This is a genomic window from Methylobacterium sp. WL64, assembly GCF_008039945.1.
Taxonomy (GTDB): domain Bacteria; phylum Pseudomonadota; class Alphaproteobacteria; order Rhizobiales; family Beijerinckiaceae; genus Methylobacterium.
This window is the reverse complement of record NZ_VRVA01000029.1, coordinates 32,978-53,548: the sequence shown is the minus strand read 5'-3', so window position 1 is coordinate 53,548 and position 20,571 is coordinate 32,978. Positions and strand designations below refer to the sequence as shown.

At 71.4% G+C, this 20,571-nt stretch carries 18 protein-coding genes; 7 read left to right on the top strand and 11 right to left on the bottom strand.

All coding sequences use genetic code 11. The annotated features are described in order from the left end of the window. Positions 1-78 precede the first annotated feature (78 nt). The 3 genes from FV242_RS14880 (at position 79) to FV242_RS14870 (ending at position 2,411) form a co-directional block, all read left to right on the top strand. A complete protein-coding gene (locus FV242_RS14880) occupies positions 79-1,509 on the top strand; it encodes a protein adenylyltransferase SelO (RefSeq protein WP_147939456.1) in 1,431 nt (476 codons plus the stop codon). A gap of 310 nt (positions 1,510-1,819) precedes the next feature. Further along, the gene (locus FV242_RS14875; RefSeq protein WP_147897275.1) at positions 1,820-2,047 is read left to right on the top strand and encodes a hypothetical protein; all 228 of its coding nucleotides are present in this window, start codon (positions 1,820-1,822) and stop codon (positions 2,045-2,047) included. Between the two features lie 7 nt (positions 2,048-2,054). Further along, positions 2,055-2,411 carry a hypothetical protein gene (locus FV242_RS14870; RefSeq protein WP_147906495.1) on the top strand — a complete coding sequence of 119 codons (357 nt, stop codon included), beginning with the start codon at positions 2,055-2,057 and terminating at the stop codon, positions 2,409-2,411. Here FV242_RS14870 and FV242_RS14865 read toward each other — a convergent pair. The 4 genes from FV242_RS14865 to FV242_RS14850 all read right to left on the bottom strand — a co-directional run bounded on the left by FV242_RS14865 (position 2,383) and on the right by FV242_RS14850 (position 7,872). After that, positions 2,383-3,546 (bottom strand): GNAT family N-acetyltransferase, encoded by a 1,164-nt coding sequence (locus FV242_RS14865; protein WP_147939455.1) that lies wholly within the window; start codon positions 3,544-3,546, stop codon positions 2,383-2,385. The genes FV242_RS14870 and FV242_RS14865 overlap by 29 nt on opposite strands. Positions 3,547-3,556: 10 nt before the next feature. Beyond that, on the bottom strand, positions 3,557-4,972 hold the full coding sequence (locus tag FV242_RS14860; protein WP_147906497.1) for a lipopolysaccharide biosynthesis protein: 1,416 nt from the start codon (positions 4,970-4,972) through the stop codon (positions 3,557-3,559). Between the two features lie 104 nt (positions 4,973-5,076). Next, positions 5,077-6,576, bottom strand: a complete 1,500-nt coding sequence (gpmI, locus tag FV242_RS14855; protein WP_147939458.1) for a 2,3-bisphosphoglycerate-independent phosphoglycerate mutase — start codon at positions 6,574-6,576, stop codon at positions 5,077-5,079. Positions 6,577-6,792: 216 nt separating this feature from the next. After that, on the bottom strand, positions 6,793-7,872 hold the full coding sequence (locus FV242_RS14850; protein WP_147939454.1) for a glycosyltransferase family 2 protein: 1,080 nt from the start codon (positions 7,870-7,872) through the stop codon (positions 6,793-6,795). Between the two features lie 433 nt (positions 7,873-8,305). Here FV242_RS14850 and FV242_RS14845 point away from each other — a divergent pair, with 433 nt between their 5' ends. The 3 genes from FV242_RS14845 to FV242_RS14835 are packed head-to-tail and all read left to right on the top strand — an operon-like array spanning position 8,306 to position 12,039. After that, the gene (locus tag FV242_RS14845; RefSeq protein WP_246692058.1) at positions 8,306-9,124 is read left to right on the top strand and encodes an ABC transporter permease; all 819 of its coding nucleotides are present in this window, start codon (positions 8,306-8,308) and stop codon (positions 9,122-9,124) included. Further along, positions 9,124-10,356: an ABC transporter ATP-binding protein gene (locus tag FV242_RS14840; RefSeq protein WP_147906500.1), complete on the top strand. Its 1,233-nt coding sequence runs from the start codon at positions 9,124-9,126 to the stop codon at positions 10,354-10,356. The genes FV242_RS14845 and FV242_RS14840 overlap by 1 nt, the downstream gene beginning before the upstream one ends. 15 nt (positions 10,357-10,371) lie before the next feature. Next, positions 10,372-12,039 carry a glycosyltransferase gene (locus FV242_RS14835; protein ID WP_147939453.1) on the top strand — a complete coding sequence of 556 codons (1,668 nt, stop codon included), beginning with the start codon at positions 10,372-10,374 and terminating at the stop codon, positions 12,037-12,039. 168 nt (positions 12,040-12,207) lie between these two features. Here the strand turns inward: FV242_RS14835 and FV242_RS14830 are convergent, their stop codons facing one another. From FV242_RS14830 to FV242_RS14800, 7 genes are read right to left on the bottom strand one after another with little or no spacing between them, the layout of a single operon-like run. Continuing rightward, positions 12,208-13,176, bottom strand: coding sequence for a glycosyltransferase family A protein (locus tag FV242_RS14830; RefSeq protein WP_147939452.1), 969 nt, complete (start codon positions 13,174-13,176; stop codon positions 12,208-12,210). Further along, a complete protein-coding gene (locus FV242_RS14825; protein ID WP_147939451.1) occupies positions 13,173-13,973 on the bottom strand; it encodes a polysaccharide deacetylase family protein in 801 nt (266 codons plus the stop codon). Before FV242_RS14825 ends, FV242_RS14830 begins: the two co-directional genes overlap by 4 nt. Then, positions 13,970-15,106: a DegT/DnrJ/EryC1/StrS aminotransferase family protein gene (locus FV242_RS14820; RefSeq protein ID WP_147939450.1), complete on the bottom strand. Its 1,137-nt coding sequence runs from the start codon at positions 15,104-15,106 to the stop codon at positions 13,970-13,972. Before FV242_RS14820 ends, FV242_RS14825 begins: the two co-directional genes overlap by 4 nt. Beyond that, positions 15,103-16,086, bottom strand: coding sequence for an SDR family NAD(P)-dependent oxidoreductase (locus tag FV242_RS14815; RefSeq protein WP_210248934.1), 984 nt, complete (start codon positions 16,084-16,086; stop codon positions 15,103-15,105). Before FV242_RS14815 ends, FV242_RS14820 begins: the two co-directional genes overlap by 4 nt. A gap of 31 nt (positions 16,087-16,117) precedes the next feature. Next, entirely contained in the window at positions 16,118-17,233 is a 1,116-nt protein-coding gene (locus FV242_RS14810; protein WP_147939448.1) for a DegT/DnrJ/EryC1/StrS aminotransferase family protein, read from the bottom strand. Continuing rightward, positions 17,230-18,258 carry a Gfo/Idh/MocA family protein gene (locus FV242_RS14805; RefSeq protein ID WP_147906507.1) on the bottom strand — a complete coding sequence of 343 codons (1,029 nt, stop codon included), beginning with the start codon at positions 18,256-18,258 and terminating at the stop codon, positions 17,230-17,232. Before FV242_RS14805 ends, FV242_RS14810 begins: the two co-directional genes overlap by 4 nt. A 14-nt stretch (positions 18,259-18,272) precedes the next feature. Continuing rightward, positions 18,273-18,803: an acyltransferase gene (locus tag FV242_RS14800; RefSeq protein WP_147939447.1), complete on the bottom strand. Its 531-nt coding sequence runs from the start codon at positions 18,801-18,803 to the stop codon at positions 18,273-18,275. A gap of 350 nt (positions 18,804-19,153) precedes the next feature. On the opposite strand from FV242_RS14800, the gene FV242_RS14795 reads away from it, so the two are divergent. Beyond that, complete coding sequence (locus FV242_RS14795; protein WP_147939446.1) at positions 19,154-20,464, top strand: polysaccharide biosynthesis/export family protein; 1,311 nt, start codon at positions 19,154-19,156, stop codon at positions 20,462-20,464. Positions 20,465-20,571 lie beyond the last annotated feature (107 nt).

Sequence of the window (20,571 nt, the reverse complement as noted above, 5' to 3'; positions counted from 1 at the left end):
ACCGGCTTGATTGGGGCGGGGCATCATGGGGGCGGGTCCTCGGCAGCACCCGCGCCGCCAGCCCGGGAGACGCGCCGCGTGACCGAACCCAGACCCTACCGGCCGTCCCGGCGCCACGCCGATCTCGGATCCGCCTTCTACGATCCCGTGGCGGCCGCGCGCGTCCCGGCCACGATCCTGCGCTACCGCAACCAGGCCTGGGCCGCACGCGTCGGCCTCTCCGGCTTGTCGGATGAGGACTGGATCGCCCATTTCGGCCGGTTCGCGCCGCTGCCCGGTAGCTTCGAGACGCCCCTGGCGCTGCGCTATCACGGCCACCAGTTCCGCTCGTACAATCCGGAACTGGGCGACGGCCGCGGCTTCCTGTTCGCGCAGCTGCACGACCTGGAGGACGGGCGGCTGCTCGATCTCGGCACCAAGGGCAGCGGCACGACGCCGTGGTCCCGCGGGGCCGACGGGCGGCTCACCCTCAAGGGCGGCGTGCGCGAGGTGCTGGCCACGGCGCTGCTGGAGGCGCAGGGCGTCTACACGTCGAAGAGCTTCAGCCTGATCGAGACCGGCGAGGATCTGGTGCGCGGCGACGAGCCTTCCCCGGCCCGGTCCAGCGTGCTGGTGCGGCTCTCGCACGGGCATATCCGCGTCGGCAGCTTCCAGCGCTTCCTGGCGCTGGGCGAGCCGGACAACATCGCCCGGTTGCTCGACCACACCATCGAGACCCACCGGCCGGACCTCTGGCGCGAAACCCTGGAGGACCGGGGCGTCGCCTTCCTGGAGGATGTGGTCGCCCGGGTCGCCCGGCTCGGCGCGCAATGGGCGGCCGCGGGCTTCGTCCACGGAGTGCTCAACTCCGACAACATCAACGTCACCGGCGAGAGCTTCGATTACGGCCCCTGGCGCTTCCTGCCGCATTACGACCCGGACTTCACCGCCGCGTATTTCGACGAGACCGGGCTCTACAGCTTCGGCCGCCAGCCCGAGGCGCTGTTCTGGAACCTGGCCCGGCTGGCCGATTGCCTGCTGACGCTCAGCCCGCAGGCGCGCCTGGAAGCGGCCCTGTCCGGCTTCGGCCCCGCCCTGCAGGACGGGTTTGCGCAGGCGCTGTTCGGCCGGCTCGGGTTGGCTGAGGCGCCCCGGCCCGAGACCGACCGGCTGGTCTCGGCGGTCTGGCGGTTCCTGGCCGAGACCCGCGCGCCGTTCGAGCGCTTCTTCTTCGACTGGTACGGCGGCCCGGCGAGCGCCGGCCAGGCGGAGGCCGGCCCGAGCGCCGGTCATTACCGGTCGGAGGCCTTCGCGCCGGTGCGGGCGGCGCTCGACGCGCTCACCCCGGCTCCGGGCGCGCGGCTCGACCATCCCTATTTCGCGGGGGAGCCCTGCACGATGCTGATCGAGGAGGTCGAGGCGCTCTGGGCCCCGATCGCTGCGGCCGACGACTGGTCGCTGTTTGCGGCCAAGCTCGCCGCGGTGGCGCAGATGGCCGAGGCCTGCGGCACCGCGCCCTCGGCCGCCTGAGCCTCCTCTTCGGCCAGCCGCCGCTGCTCCTCGGCGTAGCCGCCCGCGATCGCCATGTCGACGAGGCGCCGGGTCAGCCGGAAGGCCAGCCAGAACAGGACGAGGCAGACGGCAGTCGCGGCGGCAGCCTTGAGCGGGTCCACGGGACTCCTCGAACAATCTCCCCTATGTCGGGGCGGGCCCCTCTTAGAGCCGCCCCGGATCGCGTGGCAATCGGACTTGGCTCCGAGGCCGTCTCCCGGGACGGGTTTCACCCTGCGCCGAACCGGGCCCGCTCCGGCGGCGGGCGCTCACGATCAGGCAGGTGCCGTTGCGCGAGACGTTCCATATCGAAGTCCTCGGTCCGGAATCCGGCGAGGTCCAGACGCGGATCTCGGTGCGCGTCGGCAGCCTGGAGACCGCCCAGGAGCGGGCCCTGCGCCTGTTCGCCCGCGCCCGGGTGCCGCAGCGGTCCGGTGAGCCGGCCGAGGCCGTGCGGGTCATCGACGGCGCCGGCCGCGAGGTGTTCTTCCGCAGCCGCTTCGACGCGGCGGATTGAGGGGCCGATGCGCGCCGCCCTGATCCTGCCCGGGCTCGTCCTGCTGAGCTGCGGCCTATTCCTGCGCAGCTACACCCTGGCGCCCGCCCCCGACCGGCGCGGCGGCACGACGCTCCAGCTGACCTGGCCCAACCGCCCGGCGTTCGGAAGCCCGCGGGCCGACTGCCTCGGAACGCCCGCGGACGAGCCGGTCGTCCCCTGCCTGATCGCCTCGGTCGCGCGCGCGCGGAGCGAGGGCATCCCGGTGATCCAGTTGCCGTTCTGCGCGACCTGCTACGGTCTGTCCGAGCGGATCGCACGCATCGGCCGCGACGACGCGGCGGTGCAGGCCCGGCTCACGCAGATCGCCCGCTTCGGCTGGTGAGGCGCGCCCGCGCCACGCGCTCGCGGGCGCGCTCCAGAGTGCGGGCCAGGGGGAACAGCGGGTCGCGGCCGGCCTCAACCAGCAGGTGGGCGATCGGGCGCCGTTCCGTCCAGAATGTCGAGCCGAGGGCGAAATCCGGCGGGGCGCAAGAATCGATCCGATCGATCCGGTCGATGCCCTCGCGGGCCAGCACCGTCTCGGTCAGGCGGTGGACGAGTTGCACCCCGGGGGCGGCCTCCGGGTCCGCCTCGTCGTGGGCGATCTTGAGGACCCAGGCCTCGGCGCCGGTGATCGGCAGGATCGCGGAGGCCAGGACGCGGCCGTCCCGGCGCAGCCGCACCACGCGTAGCCGCCCCTCGGATCCGAGATCGGCCAGCACGGCGCGCAGGAACGCCACCTCGTCGGGCCGCTCCCCCAGGCCGGTGCCGGCCCGGCCCTTCCAGCCCGCCGCCTCAAGGGCGACGTGGTCGTCCAGGGCGCGGTCGAGCGCCGCGGGGGCGTCCAGGATCTCGAGCGCGACCGGCCCCGCGGCCTCCAGGCGCTGCCGGGCGAGGCGCAGCTTGCGCCGCCGCTTGCCGGATAGGTGGTCGAGATACGTCGCCCGTGCCTGCATCGACCGGCCGGTCACGTCGAGCAACCCGCGTTCGTGCGGCCAGTAGGCGGCCCGTCGCACCCCGCACGCGGACAGCAGGTCGGCCAGGGGGCCGGTTGCGGGCGCGTTCGGCAGCAGCAGCCGCGGCGGCAGGCCGAGCGCCCGCGGCGCGGCGAGCAGTCCCGCGAGCGCGGCCCCCGGGTCGGCGGCGTCGAGCAGCGGCGCGCCGAACGGGCCGTATCCGTGGGTCCAGCCCATCAGCACGGGCAGCGGCAGGCCCCAACGGCGCCACAGCCGGCGGAACGGCCAGGCGGCCAGGATCCGCGCCCCCGGCGCCTCGGGGGGACGGTCGGCCACGATCAGGAGCCGCACGCCGTCGCCGAAGGGGGCTCGGGCCTCCAGCGCGTAGCCGGCCTCGTAGAACGGGTTGCGGACCGCGGCGCGCGCACCGAGCGCCCGCCAGGCCGGGATCCAGGCGGCGGCCGGATCGAGGAGACGGACCGCCGCCACGAGGCCGCCGGCAAGGGTCGCAGTGTCCGGCATGGCGCGCCCCTCAGGCCGCGAGCCGGTGGCGGATCGCCCCGGCGAACCCGAGCACGTCGTAGCGCCACGCGGTCGCCCCGGCCACGGTGAGGAGCAGGACCAGCCGCAGGGCCTGGCCGGGCGGCATCAGGCCACCCGGGATCAGGCCGATCCCGGCCATCACCGCGCCGCAGACCAGGGCCGCGCCGGCGATCCCCGTCATGTCGGCGAGCGGCAGCGGCATCGTGGTGCCGGCTCGATAGGCGCCGAGCACCAGCACCAGGCAGGCCGCAGCCTGCCCGCCCGCGAAGGCCAAAGCCGCCCCGGCGGCGCCGAGCGTCGGGATCAGCAGCAGGGAGAGTGCCGCCACCGCCGCCAGGGTGGCGAAGGCCGCCCCCGCCTCGAGCCGGCTGGTGCGGGTGAAGTAGATCACCTGCCCGAAATAATAGGCGCGGAACATCATCAGGATGCTGGCCAGGATCAGCACCGGGGCGAGCGCGCGGGCCTCCGCCCGGTAGGCCGGCCCGAGCAGCACCGCGACGACGAGGTCGTCGAAGCAGAGGAAGAACACCGCCCCGAAGGCGGCGATCAGGGTCATCGCCCGGGCGGCGTCGCTCAGCACCCCGGAGGCCGCCGCGATGCCACCGACCCGCGCCTCGCGCTTGGCGATGGAGATCAGCGACAGGGCGATCGCCTCGCCGAACACGATGAAGCTCTGCTTCAGGAAGTCGGCCAGCGCCCCGTAGGCGCCCAGCCCCGCGGGCCCCACGGTCTTGGCGATGATCAGCCGGTCGAGGCTCTGGGCCAGGGCCGCCGTCCCGAAGGACAGCACCAGCGGCCAGCCATAGGCGAACAGCCGCAGAGCCTCGGCGCGGCTGCCGCGGCCGGGCATCATCGGGGCGATGGTGATCGCGGCCGGCAGCGCCGCCAGGGCGTTGGCGGCGGCCACGGCAAAAGCGAGGTGCAGCGGATCGGTCGACAGGTGCAGCGCCAGGCTGCCCAGTGCGAGCATCAGCACGGCCCGGCTCATCACCGAGGCCGCCACCGCACCGGCCTTCAGGCGCGTGCGGGCGATCTCGGTGGAGCCCTCGAACAGGGTGGTGCCGAAGGCGAGCGCCAGGATCGCGGCCGCCATATCGGCCGGGACCAGCCCGAGCCCGGCCGCGAGCGCGCTGCCGAGCCCGGCGAGCAGCAGCGTGCCGCCCAGGATCCGCACCACGGTGCCGACCTGCGCCGGCTCACGGGCCTCGTCGTAGAGGGCGAAGAACGCGAATTTCGGCCACTGGCAGGTCGCCCCGTAGAGCACCAGCGCCCAGGACAGGACGTACAGGTAGATCCCGTAGCTCTCCACCGGCGCGAGGCGCGTGAACACGGCCACGGAGGCCATGTTCAGGGCGGCGGCGAAGCCGCGCGAGCCGACATAGATCAGGCTGTGCCGGGCAATCATGTCCTACGCATCATGCGCCATCCGGGTCGCCGCTTCGGCGATATCCCTTATGCGGGCGCAAGCGTTAGGGCATCGTTCCGGCGGGTGCCGTGTGGTCGGCCCGCTCAGCGGCGGATCAGCGACCGCCCGGTCATCTCGGCGGGCTGTTCGAGGCCCATCAGGTCGAGGAGGGTCGGCGCGACGTCGGCCAGGCGGCCGTCGGCGAGCGTCACGCCATCGACGCCGACCAGCATCGCCGGCACCGGGTTGAGGGTGTGGGCGGTGTGCGGCTCGCCGGTCTCCGGATCGCGCATCATCTCGCAATTGCCGTGGTCGGCGGTGACGAGCAGCGCGCCCCCGCTGGACCTGATCGCGTCGACCACCCGGCCGAGGCAGGCATCCACCGTCTCCACCGCCTTCACGGCGGCGGCGAGGCTGCCGGTATGGCCGACCATGTCGGGATTGGCGAAGTTCAGCAGGATCATGTCGTAGCGGCCGGAGCCGATCGCCTCCACGGCGCGGTCGGTCAATTCCGCGGCCGACATCTCCGGCTGCAGGTCGTAGGTCGCCACCTTCGGGGACGGCACCAGGATCGCGTCCTGGCCCTCGAACGGCGCCTCGCGGCCGCCGTTCATGAAATAGGTGACGTGCGGATACTTTTCGGTCTCGGCCATGCGCAGCTGGGTGCGCCCGGCCCGGGCTACGGTCTCGCCGAGGCCGTTCGGCAGGTCGAGGGGGCCGAACAGCGTGTCGGCGAAGGCGTCGATCTCGACGCTGTACTGGACGATGCCGAGGGCTGCGGCGAACCGGACCGTCCGGGTCCGCACGAAGCCCGCGAAGGCCGGATCGAGCAGGGCCTCGAGGATCTGCCGGGTCCGGTCGGCGCGGAAATTGAAGCTCAGCACGCCGTCGCCGTCCTGCATGCCGGCATAGTCGCCGATGATGGCCGGCCGCAGGAACTCGTCCGACAGGTCGAGCACATAGGAGGCGGCGATCGCCTCCAGGGCGCTCGCGAACCGGGCGCCGCGCGCCGCGGTCATCGCGTCGTAGGCGATCGAGACCCGCTCCCAGCGCCGGTCGCGGTCCATCGCGTAGTAGCGGCCGCACAAGGTGGCGATGCGGGCGCCGTCGGGGAGTGCGGCCTCGACGGCCTCCAGGCAGCCGGCCGCGGAGCGCGGCGGCATATCGCGCCCGTCCGTGAAGGCGTGGAGGCGGACCGGCACGCCGGCCTCGACCAGCACCCGCGCCAGCGCCACCGCGTGGTCCTGGTGCGCGTGGACGCCCCCGGGCGACAGCAGGCCGACGAGGTGGCAGGTCCCGCCGCTCGCTCGCAGCGCGTCGATGAACCGGGTCAGGGCCGGGTTGCTGGCGAGCGAGCCGTCCGCGACGGCGGTATCGATGCGTGGCAGGTCCTGCATGACCACCCGGCCCGCGCCGATGTTCAGGTGCCCGACCTCGGAATTGCCCATCTGCCCCTCGGGCAGGCCGACATCGGCCCCGAAGGTCTGCAGCCGCGCCCGGGGACCCTCGCGCATCAAGCCGTCGAAGACGGGCGTGCGGGCCTGGTGGACGGCATTGTCGGCGACCGCGTCCCGGAGTCCCCAGCCGTCGAGGATCACGAGCATCACGGGGCGCGGGGTCCTGTCGGGCACGGTCACAACACTCCAAGGCCTGCACGGCACGGCGCGGGTACTCCGGACCCTCGAGGTCCGGAGAGATGCGCGTGTCGATAATCGGCTTGGCCGCGCGAGACTACAGCCCAGGGTAGGAATTGGCGACGGAAGGGGAACGGCGACCGGTATCTGACACGGGATTCGCGGGGCCCGTTCGCAGAATCCCGGTCAGTTGACGCTCGCCGGATCCGATCCGGGTGCGACGCCGAGCAGGGGCGGCTTCCGGCGCAAGGCGGTCCGCAACAGGGTCCGGCGATAACCACGATGCGACAGGAAGCCGGCGGCCCAGGCCAGGTGCATCGCGATCGCCGCCGGGCCGCTCATGACCAGGCCCGGCTCCCGCGCCTTCAGGGCCAGCGCGAGGCCGCTGAGGCCGCAGCCCCCCGCATAGACCGCCAGCAGGATCAGCAGCATCGGGGCAACCGTGACGAGGGCCAGGGCGGCAACGCCGTAGAGCAGGACCAGGGGCGGCAGCATCTGGCGCATCCGCGGCAGGCTGGCGTGCTTCTCCAGGGTTCGGGCGCAGCCACGGCCGTACAGGAAATATTGCCGGGTCAGGCTGAACAGGGTCGCGCGGGGGTAGTAGGTCACGACGAGGTCGGCCGCGAGATAGATCTTGCCGCCGGCCGCGCAGAGCCGGCGGTCGAGTTCGGCGTCCTCGTTGTGCGAGAAACTCTCGTCGTATCCGCCGACCCGCAGGAACTCGCGCCGGTCGAAGATGGCGTGGTGGCCGTGGGCGACGTAGCCCGAGATCCCGCCCAGGCGGTGCGCCGAGCCGCCGTTGCCGAGCCGGCTGTTCTGGGCGGCCGCGATGGCACGCTGCAGCGGCGTCACCCCGATGGTCCGCAGGGGCACGACCACCGAGACGGCGTCCCACTGGCGAATCGTCCGCATCAGGTCCTGCACCCAGTTCTCGGGATAGGCCGCGTGGCAATCGGCGCGCACGAGATAGGTCGAGCCCGGATGTGCGAGGCGGGCCGCTAGGTTGAGCGCCGAGGCCTGGATGCGGCGGGCATTGTGGATCAGCTGGATTCGCGGATCCTTGTCGCTGAGCGCCTGGACGATGGCGCAGGTCGCGTCGCTGCTGCCGCCGTCCATCACCAGCAATTCACACGCGAGCGACCCTGGGGCCGGCATCACCGAGCGGATCGCCTCGGCGATGTGCTGGGCCTCGTTCAGGGCCGGCATGGCGATCGTCACCAACGGGATGCCCGCGCCGTCCGGGCCGTCGACCGAAGCGTCCTTCATGGCGGTTCTCCTGAGACCCGAGCCCGATCTTGCGCCGGCCCCGCGGTGGCCCCGTTCCGGAGGAAGCCCAGCGCCTCGGTGAGGACGGCTCGTTCGCCCGGCACGCGTGTCCGGGCCGGCCGAGCCGGCATCGACAGAGACGACGTCCCGCGCCCGGGGTCTCTTCTGTCCTCATAAGCAATCAATACGGTGGTCAACGACAACCACCTCTTCAGTCGGGAGGCTCGGTACGACGAAAGATGTAATTCGTGCCGGATGACCGCGGTGATAGCCCGGCTCAGTGGGATCGCCGATCCGGCAGCTGATGCCGCGAACGGATCCAGCAAGCACCGATCGTCGTGCGGGATCGCTTCGAATGATGGACTCTTTGGACGCGCTTGCGCTCGATGCGCCGAAACATGGCCTTGGCGGGCCCAGATCGGAACCGACCGCGATGCCGGTCACCGAAATCCTTCCCGACAATCAACTCGTCGCCTTCGATGCCGCGGGGGTCTGGCAGTATCGCGGGTTGCTGTGGGTCCTGATCCTGCGCGACCTGAAGGTGCTCTATCGCCAGACCGCCCTGGGCGCCTGCTGGGCGATCGCGCAGCCGCTTTTCACGGTGGCGATCTTCACCGTCATCTTCGGCCATTTCGCCAAGATCCCCACCGACGGGGCGCCCTATGCGCTGTTCGCCGGCAGCGCGATCATCCTGTGGACCTACTTCGCCGAGTCGGTACGCCGGAGCGCCACCGGCCTCGTCACCGAGGCGGAGCTCATCCGCAAGATCTACTTCCCGCGCCTGGTGATACCGCTCGCCACCGTGGTGTCGCCGATGGTGGACTTCGCCATCGCCCTCGCGGTGATGCTGGTGCTGATGCTCTGCTACGGGGTGATGCCGAGCTGGCACATCGTCCTCGCGGTGCCGACGCTCGCGGTCACCGCGATGCTGGCGCTCGGGGTGAGCCTGTGGCTCGGGCCGGTCAACGTCCGCTTCCGGGACGTCAAGCACACGCTGCCGTTCCTCATCCAGATCTGGATGTACGCCTCGCCGATCGTCTACGCGGCGAGCATCGTCCCCGACTCGGTGCGCTGGCTCTACGCGCTCAACCCGATGGTCGGGCTGATCGAGGCGTTCCGGTTCGCGATCCTCGGCGGTACCACGCCCGACCTGTTCGCCCTCGCGGTCTCGGTCACGGTGTCGTCGCTGCTGCTGTTCACCGGACTGATCTTCTTCCAGCGCATGGAGCGCTCTTTCGCGGATATAATCTGATGTCGATGGCGATCAGCGTACAGGATATCGGCAAGCAATACTGGCGTGCCCCGCGGGCCACGCACGACAACTCCCTGCGCGAGGCGCTCATCGACGGCGCGCGGGGCCTGCTGACGCGCCGGTCCGAGGCACGCCCGACCAAGGAGGGGTTCTGGGCGCTGAAGGATGTCAGCTTCGGCATCAAGCACGGCGAGAACGTCGGCATCATCGGGATGAACGGGGCGGGCAAGAGCACCCTGCTCAAGCTGATCTCGCGGATCGCCGCCCCGACCACCGGCAGCATCCGGCTGGTCGGCCGGGTCGGCGCCCTGCTCGAAGTCGGCACGGGCTTCCACCGGGAGCTCACCGGCCGCGAGAACATCTTCCTCTACGGCTCGATCCTGGGCATGCACCGCCATGAGATCGCCGAGAAGTTCGACGCGATCGTCGAGTTCTCGGAGATCGGCGACTTCATCGACATGCCGGTGAAGCGCTATTCCAGCGGCATGTATGTCCGGCTGGCCTTCTCGGTCGCCGCCCATCTCGAGCCCGACATCCTGCTCCTCGACGAGGTCCTGGCGGTCGGCGACTACACCTTCCAGAAGAAGTGCATCGACTTCGCCCGCCGCCTCCAGAGCAAGGGCTCGACGATCCTGCTCGTCTCGCACAACATGTTCAGCGTGAAGACCATGTGCGAGCGGGTGATCTACATCAAGAACGGCCGCGTCGCCTTCGACGGCCCCACCGACGAGGGGCTGCACCACTACGAGCGCGACAGCTACCTGGCCGACGCACCCTGGTTCCGGCCCGAGGGCGGCCACCACCCGGTGGAGATCCAGGACGTCACGGTCGCCGACGAATCGGGCGCTCCGAAGACGCTGTTCCGGCACGGCGAGCGGATGCGGATCACGGCGCGCTACACCGCCTCGGAGCCGATCACCGACCCGCATGTGCTGTTCTCGATCACGCGATCGGACGAGCTGCTCTGCTGCAACTTCAGCACGATGACGGATCGCGCCAAGCTGCAGACCCTGTCGGGCGACGGCACGATCGAGCTGCTGACGCCGCCGCTGACCCTCACCGCGGACACCTACAAGGTCTCCGTGGTGGTCCGGCAGCGGGGCTTCGAGCGCCTGCTCGCCGCGCGGATCGGCGCCCGCTTCCACGTGGAGCACCCGGTCTTCGCCCCCGACGTGTTCGGTGTCTTCCACACTCCCGGCACCTGGACGGCGGATCCCGCACCGCATCGCTGAAGCCCGGAGGGCACGATGGCCATTGTTGCGTCAGAGCTCCGCCATGACGGACGCCGAGACATCGACGACGAGACCGCCCGGCGCGCCGGGCGGATCCAGGCGAATTTCTCGGCCTTCGATGCCCGGGTGCGGGAGGCCGAGCGCCGGGCGGCTGCGGGCGACCTCGAAGGCGCCGCCGTCGAAGCCGCCATTGCGGCGACGATGGCGGCCCATCGCCATTGCGGCGTCTTCGCGAGCCCGCGCCTGGAGCGTCTGACCGCCGAGATCGGCCGGCGGCTCGAGCCGGAGGCCGGCCCTCGCACGGCCCCGGAGCCGGCCCCGTTCCGGCGCGTCCTCCACGTCTGCACGCAGCTCGCCCCGGTGGGCGGCCTCACCAAGATGCTGGCGTTGTGGATCGGCGCCGACGCCCACCGGACCAACGGCCTCGCCCTGACCCAGCATCGCGGCCCGGTCGATGGGCGGATCGCCGAGGCGGTCCGCGCCAGCGGCGGCGCGATCCACCACCTGAACCACCGCCAGGGCGGCAAGCTCGCCTGGGCGCGGGAGCTGCGCCGGGTCGCGCGGGATTACGACGTCGTCGTCCTCCACATCCATTGCGAGGACGTGGTCCCGCTGATCGCCTTCGCGGATCCGGGCAAGCACCCGCCGGTCCTCCTCCTCAACCACGCGGATCACCTGTTCTGGATCGGGACCCGGATCAGCCACGCGGTGATCAACTTGCGCGAGGCCGCCCGCCGGCTCGCGATCACGCGGCGCGGCGTCGATCCGGCCCGGAGCTTCCTGCTCCCGACCCTGATCACGCTGCCCGAGCGCCAGCGCAGCCGTGCGGCCGCCAAGCGCGCCCTCGGGATCCCGGACGACGAGGTCCTGCTGGTCTCCGTGGCGCGCGGCGCCAAGTACCGCAACGTGGGCGACGTCACCTACGCCGACCGCCACGTCGATCTGCTGGCTGCGCATCCGAAGGCTCGCCTGATCGTGGTCGGCGCGGGCGAGCGCGCGGACTGGGCCCGGGCGCAGGCCGCGACGGACGGGCGGATCGTGGCCTATGCCGAGCAGTCGGATCCGCGGGCCTTCTTCGAGGCGGCGGACATCTACGTCGATTCCTACCCGTTCGTCTCGTCGACCTCGATGCTCGAGGCCGCCGCCTATGGGCTGCCGCTGGTGACGCGGTTCGAGGCGCCCGCGGCGGCCGAGATCGTCGCGATCAACCATCCCGGGCTCGACGCCACGGCTCGGGTCGCCCGCGACCAAGCGGAATACGAGGCTCACCTCACCGCGCTGATCACCGACGCGGAGGACCGCCGGACCACGGGGGCCGAGATCAGCGCCGCCATCGCGCGCCTCTACGCGCCGGCGAGCTGGGCCGCCGGGCTCGACGCGGTCTACGCGCAGGCCCAGGCGCTGCCCCGGCTCGCGCCGGGTGCCGGGCCGGTGACGGTCGAGGCGCCTCATCTGGGCGAACCGGACCTGCGCCATCAGGACATGTTCGGCTCGGACTTCCCGATCTCCGGCATGACCAAGAACTACATCGGCATGCTGCCGCTCCGGCAACGCGTCGCCTCCTGGGCGGCCCTGCGCCGCGCCGGCGACTTCTCCAGCCCCTGGGAGCGGGTGCGCCTGCTGCTGCCGGAATGGCTGGTGCGCAACGTGAAGGACCGGCCGGGGCTTCTGCGGGCCGGTTGAGAAGGCGTATCCATCGGATCACGCAAAAACAGGCCCGGGAAACCCTGCGGTTTCCCGGGCCTGTTTTCTTCTCCGTTCCAATGCCCTCGTCAGGTCAGGAACCCGCAGCGGCGCCCGGAATCACGGGTTGGATGCCTGGACGTCCCTGCGACGGGCAAGCCCGATCCGTCAGCGCGTCCCCGGCCCGGCCGCCGCGAGGGGGCGGCTTGCCTGGGCGACGGCCACCAGGGCCGCGCGCAGATGGGTCGGCCGGATCGCGTCCTTGACCGCCCGGTGCGGCATCAGCCGGAAGGCGGAGAGCAGCGCGCCGGCGGCGGCGCGCCGGTCGCCCCGGGCCGCATGGGCCTGGGCGCCGTCCAGGAAGGCGTCGTAATACCCCTGCACGGTCGCGAAATAGAGGCGCAGGGCCTGAAGGCGCGAAACGCCGAGGGCCGGCGCGTGCCGCCGGAAGACCAGCCGCGTGAAGCGGATCCGGCGGGCGATCAGGCTGTCGAAGGTCCCGGCCGGCCGTTGCCGGAAATGGACACCGGGCACGGCCACGAAGGCGGCCCCGTGCCGGCGCACCGCCCGGATCTGCCAATCCCAATCCTGGTCGCCGAGCAGCGCCTCGTCGAACAGGCCGACGCTGTCGACCAGGCTCCGGCGCACCACGGTCGCGCCGACCTGCGGGAAGTAGCCGCTCAACATCCGGCGCAGCAGCGCGGCCCCGTCGGCCGGGAGCTCCGCCGGCCAGGGACCGTAGACCGGCTCCAGTTCCGGGGAGGTGGTGATCACCTGCCCGAAGACGATGCCGAGACCGGGCTCCGCTTCGAGCCGGCGGAGATGGGGGCGGATGTGGCCGGGCAGCCAGACATCGTCGTCATCCAGGAACGCCACGAAGGGCGCGCTCGCCCGCAGCAGCGCCGCGTTGCGGGCGGCCCCCGCTCCGGCACGCGCGACCGGCACGTGGATGGCGCCGAACGCGGCGGCGACCTCGGCGGCCGGACCCGCCTGACCGTTGTCGCCCACGATGATCTCGAAGGCGAGATCGGGCGCCTCCAGGGCGCGGATGCTCGCGAGGGCCTCGCGCAGCAGGGCGGGCCGGTTGCAGGTGGGGACCACCACGGAAACCGTGGCGCGGGGCGCGGGCTGCATCATGTCCATTCTTCCCAGGCGTCGTAGACGCCGTTCAGGAGGGCCCCGAAGACCAGGTCGTTGTCGAAATGCGTGACGAAGCTGCGCCCGATGGTCCCGAGCGGCCGCGTCTCCACGGCCTGCGCGTAGACGATCCGGTAGCCGGCCTGCTGGGCGGCGCGGGCGGCAGCCGGTGTCCAGTTCGCCGACTGCCCCAGCGGGATCGCGAAGCTGTCGGGCCGGATGCCGAGCCGGGCTGCGATCGCCCGGCGCGAGCCGTCGAGCTCCTCGGCCGCCCGCTCGGCGCTGAGGCCCCCGAAATTCGGATGGGTGATGGAATGGCTGCCGATCTCGGCGCCGGCCGAGGCCAGGGCCTCGACCTCGCGCCAGCCCAGGATCCCGCGCGGGCCGGTCCCCGGCCGGTCGAGCCACCCGGAGACAACGAACAGCGTCCACGGAATCCCGTGATCCCGCAGGATCGGCTCCGCGGCGTCGAGCACGCTGCGCCAGCCGTCGTCGAAGGTGATCGCGAGGTCACAGGGCTCGCCGTTTCCCTCCGCGATGGCGGCGGCCGGCACGAAGCGGTAGCCGAGGCGCAGGGCCAGCTCGATCTGGTGCCGGAAGCGCTCGGGTGTGACGTCGTTGACGCCGCATTCGGGCTGCCCGAGCGAGTGGTAGCAGAGGATGCGCCCGCCCGGCCGCTCACGGCGCGTGCCGGCAACCGCCAGGGTGGTGCGTTCGTAGGCCATCCGGGCGGCCGCGAACCGCGGACGGGTGAGCCCCACGGTGCGGGCGAGGCTCTTGACCGGTCCGGGGATCATCGCAGGGCGTCGCGCAGGCCGGCGACGACCTGGTCCTGCATCGCGTCGTCCATGCCGGCGTAGAGCGGCAGCAGGATCGCATGGTCGCGCGCCCGCTCCGATGCCGCCAGGGCGAAGCGCCGGGGCGCCTCGGCGTAGGGCGGCTCCAGGTGGGCGCACATGATGCCCCGGCGGGTGGCGATGCCCTGATCGAGCATCGCCTGCATCACGGCGCCCTGGTCGGCCGTCTCCGGCAGGCGGATGCAGAAGCTCTGCCAGTTGCTGCGCGAGCCCATCGGCTCGGGCGGCGGCGTCACCTCCGGCAGGTCCGCGAGCCGCGCCCGGTAACCGTCCGCGAGGGCGCGCCGACGGGCGATCAGGCCGGGCAGCCGGGTGAGCTGCGCACGGCCGATGGCCGCCTGCACGTCCGTCATCCGGTAGTTGAAGCCCGCGACCGTGTATTCCTCGGCCACCACCCGGGCGCTGCCGTGGCGCGCCACGTCGGACACGCTCATCCCGTGCTGGCGCCACAGCCTGAACTTGCGGTCCCATTCGGGATTGGCCGTCGTGATCATGCCGCCGTCGCCGGTGGTCAGGACCTTGCGCGGGTGGAACGAGAAGCAGGCGACGTCGCCTGCGGGTCCGCCGATCGGCCGCCAGACGTCGCCCTGGAGCCGCTCGGAGCCAATCGCGCAGGCCGCGTCCTCGATCACCGGGATGCCGGACCGGCGCCCGAGCGCCACGATGGCCTCGAGGTCGCAGGGCATGCCCATCTGGTGGACGCAGACGATCGCCCTGGTCCGCTCGGTCACCGCCGCGGCGGCGGCCTCCGGGGCCATGTTGAAGGTCGCCGGGTCGATGTCGACGAAGATCGGCGTCGCCCCGCACTGGGCGATGGCGTTGGCGGTGGCGATGAAGCTGTGGCTCACCGTCACCACCTCGTCGCCGGGTCCGACCCCGGCGGCGAGGAGCGCGAGATGCAGCGCGGTGGTGCAGTTCGAGACCGCGCAGGCATGGGGCGCGCCGACGATCGCGGCGAACTCCGCCTCGAAGGCCGCGACCTGCGGCCCCTGGGTCAGCCAGCCGGACCGGACGACGGCGGCGGCGGCCTCCGCTTCCGGCTCGCCGACATCGGGTTTCGCGATCGGGATCATGCCAGCGCCCGCCTCAGGTGATCCGAACCGGCCTCGTCGCTCCACCAGGACACCAGGTCGGCGAGGCCCTCGGCCGCCCCGATCTCGGCCTCGAAGCCGATCAGATCCCGGGCGAGGCTGGTGTCGCACAGGCGCCGGGGCACCGGGTTCACGGCGCGCTCGGCCTCATGGATCAGCGGGGTGCCGTCCCGGCCCATGATCCGGGTGAGATGGCCGGCGAGATCGACCAGGGAGGTCTCCACGCCGGTGCCGACATTCAGCACCACGTCGGTGGCCGGTGCGGTCGCCGACAGGATGTTGGCCCGGGCGATGTCGCGGACATGGACGAGGTCCATGGTCTGCAGGCCGTCACCGAACACGATGGGGGACTGACCCTCGGCCAGGCGCTGCATCCAGCGCACCATCACCTCGGTGTAGCGGCCGGTCAGGTCCATGCGCGGCCCGTAGGCGTTGAAGTAGCGCAGGGCGACGTAGTCCAGGCCGTACATGTCGTTGAACGAGCGCAGCAGGCCCTCGCCGAACGACTTGGCCGCCCCGTAGAGGGTGCGGTTGTCGTATGGGTGGTGCTTCTCCGTGGTCGGGAAGCTCTCGGCCATGCCGTAGACCGACGCGGACGAGGCCATCACCACCTTGGCGACGCCGGCCTCGACGCAGCGCTCCAGCAGGTCGAAGGTCGCGGTCGCCATCACCTCGAAGGCCTGACGCGGCTCGGCGGCGCATTGGGTGATCCGGAGGGCCGCCTGGTGGAACACCACGTCGGAGCCCTTGACCAGGCCGTCCATCAGGGCCCGGTCGCGGATGTCGCCCTGCACCAGCCGGACACGGCCCGAGCCGAGGGCGTCCTTCAGGTTCTCGGGCCGCCCGCGGACCATGTTGTCGACGGCCACGATCTCGTCGCAGCCGGCCTCGACCAGCAGGTCGATGATGTGGGATCCGATGAAGCCGGATCCGCCGGTGACGAGGATCCGGGTCCCGCGCAGGTCGCCGGCGAAGCGGCGTCCCTTGCTGACATCACGCAGCTTTTGCATCGGCGACCTCGCAGTAGCTCGAGACGGCCCGGCAGACGCTGTCGATCTGGCTGGACGTCAGTTCCGGGAACATCGGCAGGGACAGGGTCCGGGCGGCCAGGCGCTCGGTGACCGGCAGGCGGCCGGTCCCGTCGTCGAGGTGGCGGTAGGCGGGCTGCCTGTGGACCGGGACGGGGTAGTGGATCCCGGTGGCGACGCCGGCCTCGGCCAAGTGCTGGCGCAGGCCCTCGCGGTCGGGGGTGCTGACCGCGTAGACGTGGAAGGCGTGGTCGCGTCCGGCCGCGCCCGGCAGGTCGAGCCCGAGGCCTGCGAGCCGCGCGCCGTACTCGGCCGCCACCGCCTGCCGGGCCCGGGTCCAGCCCTCCAGGTAGGGGAGCTTGGTGCCCAGGACCGCGCCCTGGACCCCGTCCATGCGCAGGTTGAAGCCGTGCCGGACGTGGTTGTACTTGCCCTGCTGGCCCCAATCGCGCAGGCACCGCGCCGCCTCGGCGAGGTCGTCCCGGTCGGTGACGATGGCACCGCCCTCGCCGTACGCGCCCAGGTTCTTGCCGGGATAGAAGCTGAAGCAGCCGATATCCCCGATCGTGCCGGCTTTCCGGCCGCCGCGCTCGGCGAGATGCGCCTGCGCGGCGTCCTCCACCAAGGCGAGGCCGTGGCGCCGGGCGATAGCCCCGAGCGCGTCCAGATCGGCCATGCGGCCGTGGAGGTGCACCGGCAGGATCGCCTTGGTGCGGGGCGTGATCGCCGCCTCGACCAGGGCCGGATCCATGGTCCAGGTCACCGGGTCGATGTCGACGAGGACCGGCGTCGCGCCGGCGTAGAGCACCGCCGCTACGGTGGCCACGAAGGTGGCCGAGACCGTGATCACCTCGTCGCCCGGGCCGATATCCAGGGCCAGCAGCGCGAGATGGAGCGCCGCGGTGCCGCTGCTGACGGCGACCGCGTGCTTGGCGCCGCAGGCCTCGGCGAAGGCCGCCTCGAACGCGGTGACCGCCGGTCCGAGGACGAAGTCGCCGCTGCGCAGGACGTTGAGGACGGCGGTCTCGACGTCGCCGCCGATGGCCGCGTATTGCGCCTTGAGGTCGAGAAACGGGATCACGAGGCCCTCGCAAGTGGCATGAGGTCGATCGGGTGGCCGTTCTGGCGCAGGGAGCGCATCGCGGCCTCGAGGAGTTCGACCACGCGCAAGCCGCTGTGGCCGTCGGTCTTCGGCGCCTTGCCGGTCTCGATGCAGTCGACGAAGTGCTCGATCTCGACGACGAGCGCCTCGCGGAAGGAGAGGTGCGGCGACCACATGTCCCCGGTCCGGTAGGAGACCATCAGCTCGGTGATGTCCCCGGAGCCGTCGCCGACGGTGACGCCGCGGTCGTAAACCTTGACCTTCTCGATCGGGTCCAGGTCGTTGTAGACGATCATCTTCTTGCTGCCGCCGATCAGCGTCTGCCGGACCTTCACGGGGGCTAGCCAGTTGACGTTGATCTGCGCGACGACGCCGCGCGGGTAGAAGATCGTCAGGTGGGCCATGTTCTCGGGGCGGCCGCTGAAATGGCCGGTGCCGCTCGCCGAGATCGCCACCGGGGCGAGGTCCAGGACATGGTCGAGGATCGCGAGATCATGGACCGCGAGATCCCAGATCACGTTCACGTCGCGCTGGAACAGGCCGAGGTTCACCCGGGTCGAGTCGTAGTAGAAGACCTCGCCGAGCGCGCCGTCCTTGATCAGGTCGTTGATCTTCTCGACCGCGCCCGTGTAGACGAAGGTGTGGTCGACCATGAGGGTCAGGTTGCGCTTGGCCGCCTCCTCGATCAGCAGCCGCGCCTCGAAGGCCGAGGACGTGATCGGCTTCTCGATGAATACGTGCTTGCCGGCCCGGAGCGCGTTGATGGCGATCTCGAAATGCGAGCTCACCGGGGTCGCCACCATGACGGCGTCGATCTCGGGATCCGCGACGAGGTCGCGCCAATCCTGGTGAAGCTGAGCGGCGGGATACCGCTTGCCCGCCCGGGCGAGCGCCGCGGCCGACTGGTCGGCGATGGCCGCGAGCCGGCACTGCTCGGTCTCCGAAGTGCAGCGGGCAAGGTTGGGCCCCCAGTAGCCGTAGCCGACGATTCCGATGGCGATCATGTGCGTGTGTCCCCTCAAGCAATCTGCAGAGGCTCGGCCGCCGCCGGCCGGGACGGCCGTTGGGACCGCGCGCGCTTCTGGCGCGTGTCGCCGATGACCCGGGCGGGGCATCCGGCGACGATGGCGTAGGGTGGGACGTCGCGGGTCACGACCGCGCCTGCGCCGACGAGGGCGCCCTCCCCGATGGTGATGCCGGCCACGATGGTGGCGTTGGAGCCGATCGAGGCGCGATCCCCGACCAGGGTCTCGACGAGCTCCCAGTCGCCGTCGCGCTTCAGGCTGCCGTCCGCGTTCGTGGCCTCCGGATAGCGCTCGTTGGTGAAGACCACGCCGTGCCCGACGAAGACTTCCGCGCCGATCGACACGCCTTCGCAGATGAAGGTGTGCGAGGAGATCTTGCAGCGGGGGCCGATGGTGCTGTTGCGCTGGATCTCGACGAAGGGCCCGATGCGCGACCCGGTCTTTATTGCACATCCGTAAATATTAACGAGATCCGGGTAGAAGATACCCACGTCTCGCTCAATATCCGCATCGGTAATCGGCATCCCCGCAACTCCTTCTGCCGAACTTCTGTGCGGCAAAACTGCGCGGACCTGCGGACGATCGGGAACCCAGGCTTTCGATACCCGTCCCTCCCCCGAAAGGTGCACCGCCCTTCCCCGGGGCGGCGCGGCCCCCGGGGGCCTACCTCGAAAGGCGCAAGGCGCCGCGCCGGAGCGGAACGCCGGCCTCCTTTTGGACGAGTCCCGGCGAACTGCGCCGCTGCGCATCATGCCGGCTGAGCTGTGCCCGAGCATGAAGGGACGACGCGTTGAACACCTGGTCCCATCCGGCCTGCCCCAAAGTCTTCGCGGCCAGTGCGCTTGCCGCCGAAGCGGATACCGGTTCGACGACAGTGAGCGCGTCGAATCACAGACCCAGAGCCGTCCGCAGGGGGGCGTCGCTGCGAAGTGTCTTCGCAACGGGCGCGGCGATCCTGCTGACGCTGGCCGCGCAACCGGCCTTCGCCGAATACCGGATCGCGGCGGGCGATTCCCTCGAGGTGACGGCGCTCAGCATTCCCGGGTTCAAGCAGGAGGCCACGGTCGGGATCGACGGCACCGTCATGGTGCCGCTGCTCGGCGAGGTGCCGGCGGTCGGGCTGACGGTGTCGGAGTTCCGCAAGACCCTGCAGAAGGCGCTGCCGGCCAAGGCGGTGCGGCAGCGCAACGCGGAGGGCAAGGAATCGATCGCCGTGATCGAGCCCGACGAGATCGGGGTGCGGATCGCGAAGTACCAGCCGGTCTACCTGAGCGGCGACGTGACCAAGCAGGGCGAGCACCCGTTCCATCCCGGCATGACCGTCCGGCAGGCGGTGGCGCTGGCGGGCGGCTACAACCTGCTGCGCTTCCGGATGGAGAACCCGGTCGTCGAGAGCGCCAACCTGCGCGCCGAGTACGACAGCGTCTGGGCGAGCATCGCCCGGGAGAGCGCCAACGTCTGGCGGCTCAAGGCGGTCATCGCGGCGGCAAGGGCCGACAAGGCGGCGCCGGCCGGGGCGGACCCGAACGTCCCGCCGGTCCGGGCGAGCGTCGCGCAGAAGCTCGCCGAGCAGCAGCTGCGCGTGCAGATGTCCGACGTCGCCAAGGAGAAGGAGTACCTGCAGCGCTCCCTCACCCGCTCCCAGAACCAGCTGGTCAGCCTGACCGAGCAGCAGGCCAAGGAGAAGGAAGGCGTCACCGCCGACGCGGACGATTACGACGCGGTGCGGGCACTGTTCCAGCGCGGCGCCGTCGTGACGACGCGGCTGACGGATGCCCGGCGGGCGGTGCTGCTGTCCTCGACCCGGGCGCTCCAGACCACCGTCCAGGTGGCGCAGCTGGAGCGCGACAAGGGTGAGCTGACCCGCAAGCTCGAACGGGTCGACGACCAGCAGGCCATGGATGCCATGGAGAAGCTGCAGGTTTCGGAAGACAACCTGACCGCGCTCCGCTCGCGCCTGAACAGCATCAACGACAAGCTGGTCTATACCGGCGCGCTGCGCAGCCAGCTCCTGTCCGGCAGCCGCGCCCGGGCGTCGATCGCCGTCTTCCGCCCCAACAGCACCACCCCGAACGCGGTCGACGCCGCCGAGGACATGGAGCTTCAGCCGGGCGACGTCGTGGAGGTGGTGCTCAAGCCGGACCCCGCCATGCGGGGGATCGGCGACGGCGCCGGCCAGAACTGACGCCACCGGACGCCCATCGCGCCGGACGGCGACCGCCGGCCTTCGGGAAAAAATATTCCAGAACAAACGCTTAGCCCGTCGTTCAGGATCCGGGATCCGAGACGATG